General features: G+C 76.6%; 2 protein-coding genes. Both read right to left on the bottom strand.

All coding sequences use genetic code 11. The features are described from left to right. Nucleotides 1-719, bottom strand: a 719-nt coding sequence (locus HMPREF3159_RS04360; RefSeq protein WP_070499841.1) for a phosphatase PAP2 family protein, incomplete at its 3' end; no start/stop codon positions are given. Then, nucleotides 716-2,003: methyltransferase (locus HMPREF3159_RS18110; RefSeq protein WP_070499840.1), on the bottom strand; the 1,288-nt coding region annotated here is incomplete at its 5' end. The genes HMPREF3159_RS04360 and HMPREF3159_RS18110, both read right to left, overlap by 4 nt.

Here is a 2,003-nt window from a genome sequence, read left to right as displayed (position 1 = left end):
TGGCGGAGGTCGCGTCCGCGACGTCGCCGCCCCCGGCCGGCATGCGCGGCCGCGCGGCGCAGCCGCCGCCTCGTGTGAAGCCCGTCCACCCCGAGCACGAGGAAGGTCCAGGCGGCGCTGACCGCGATCGCACCGATCACGTCGCTGGGCCGGTGCCATCCGGTGACGAGGGTGCCGATGCCGGCGGCGCCGCTCCACAGCAGGCCGAGCGGGGCGACCAGCGGCCGGGCCCGTCCGGCGACGAGCACGAGCGCGATCATCGTCGTCGCCGCGAGGGTGGAGTGGCCGGAGGGGAAGGAGTTCGTGGTCGGCTCGATGCCGGGGCCCAGCACCTCGCGGCTGACCAGCAGGTGCTTGATCACCTGGGTGGTGAGGTTCGCGCCGAGCACGAGCGAGGCCAGCGGCATCAGCAGCGCGGGGCGGCGTCGCAGCAGCGCGATCACGGCCGTGAGCGCGAGCAGGGCGATGATCACCGGCATGCTCACCGTCTCCACCGCGAGCTCCGCGATCCGCGAGAGGAGGCCGTCGTGGTTCCGGGAGCCGGAGAGGGTCAGCTGGTCCAGCCGCTGACCGCTCGCGGTGCCGACCGCGCCGCGGGCCATCAGCACCACCGCCGCGCCGCACACCGCGGCGACCAGCAGCGACAGCAGCGGCCGGGCGAGGCCGACGGGGGAGGGCGGTGCGGGCTCCGCCGCGGAGAGGGCTTCGGGCGCCGTCACAGGGCCACCATCCCCGTCAGTGCGAGCTCGCGCACGGCGGGCAGGATCCGGGCGCGGGTCTCCTCGACGTCGGCGTCGGTGAGGGCGCAGACCGCGGCGATCACCTGGCCGAGGGTGAGCGTCCCGTCGAGCGCGCCGACGGTCGCGGCGAGCGCCTGGTCCGCGGGGACGGTGCGGGCGAGGCCCGCCCCCTGCACCAGCTCGATGAGGAGCGGGTCCCACTGGCCGGGGGTGAGGTGACGGCGCTCCACGACGTCCTCGGCGCGGACGGGGCGGGTCGCGGCGAGCGCCTCGTCGTCCAGCGCGGAGAGACGGTCGAGCGCGGCGAGGGAGGCGGCCAGGTGCTCCGAGAGGGTGCCGCTGCCGGTGCCGGTCGCGAGCTCGGTGCGCAGCAGGCCCCGTCGGCCGGCGTCGGGGCGGCGCAGCAGCAGGTAGCCGAAGCCGATGCCCTCGACCGCGCGGGAGGCGAAGTCCTCGAGCCAGGCGTCGATCAGCGCGTCCCAGCGGTGATCGCGCGGCGTGATCCCGCCGTCGCGGGCCCAGGTCCCCGCGTACTCGGCGGGGTCCTCCCGGTCGCGCTGCAGCACCCAGGCGTCGACCCCGTCGGTGAGGGCGGGCTCGAGCCATGCCCGCGGATGCGCGAAACCGTCCTCCTCGTCGGTGATCTCCCAGTTGCCGAGCATGACGGCGCTCGCGCCCGGGGCGAGGTGCGCGGGGAGCTGTGCGAGCAGCTCGGCGAGCAGGGTGTCGCCGGCGCGGCCGCCGTCGCGGTAGGTCCAGGGGTCGTGCTCGTCGTCGCCCGCGCGGGGCGTGATCACGAAGGGCGGGTTGGAGACGACGAGGTCGAAGACCTCGCCGGCGACGGGCTCGAGGAGGGAGCCGCGGCGCAGGTCGAGCTCGATCCCGTTCAGCGCCGCGTTGAAGGCGGCGAAGGCGAGGGCGCGCTCGGAGAGGTCGGTGGCCACGACGTGCTCGGCGTGGCGGGAGGCGTGCATCGCCTGGATCCCGCCGCCGCAGCCGAGGTCGAGCACCCGGCCGACCGGAGTGCGGGGCGTGATCCGGGCGAGGGTGAGGGAGGCGCCGCCCACGCCGAGGACGTGCTCGGGGGAGAGCGGGGCGCCGGTCGCGAGCTCGGAGAGGTCTGAGGCGATCCACCAGTGGAGGGGGCCGGCATCGTCCTCGGCGGCGTAGGGCGCCAGGTCCACGAGGGCGCGGACGGAGGGAGCGCCGGCCGCGGGCCCGTCGGCCGTGTGCCCGTCGGCCGTGGGCCGGTCGCCGGCGGGG

The organism is Brachybacterium sp. HMSC06H03 (assembly GCF_001807385.1).
GTDB classification, from domain to species: domain Bacteria; phylum Actinomycetota; class Actinomycetes; order Actinomycetales; family Dermabacteraceae; genus Brachybacterium; species Brachybacterium conglomeratum.
The sequence above is the reverse complement of the archived record's forward strand: the minus strand, read 5'-3'. Positions and strand labels throughout refer to the sequence as shown.